Origin of the sequence: Duganella violaceipulchra, assembly GCF_019166075.1 — a bacterium.
Lineage (GTDB): Bacteria > Pseudomonadota > Gammaproteobacteria > Burkholderiales > Burkholderiaceae_D > Rugamonas > Rugamonas violaceipulchra.
Window position 1 is genome coordinate 1 of sequence record NZ_JAHTGR010000195.1, and the last position, 276, is coordinate 276.

A 276-nucleotide genomic window follows, 5' to 3' on the forward strand; every position below is an offset into this window, starting at 1 on the left:
GCGCGCTGCGGTACTGGCAGGTGAAGGCGATCGCGTTGGCATGCTCCTGCACCGTCAGCTCGAACTCGACCTTGACATCGAGTTCGGCCTCCGAATGATGCGCCGCGCCGTTCTCCAGCGGCAGCTGTTCGTCGAGGAAGTTGAGCACGTTGAACAGCACCGGCGTGACCGGGAACTGGTTGGCCGGACGCGGCAGGTCGAGTTCCTCGATCAGCTGCTCGAACGGATATTGCTGGTGTTCCAGCGCCTGCAGCGCGATCTCCTTGCTCAGCGCCA

Annotated in this window: 1 protein-coding gene; it reads right to left on the reverse strand. The window is 63.4% G+C overall.

Translation table 11 applies throughout. The features are described from left to right. On the reverse strand, positions 1-276 hold a 276-nt coding region (locus KVP70_RS33660; RefSeq protein WP_217946770.1), incomplete at both ends, for a condensation domain-containing protein.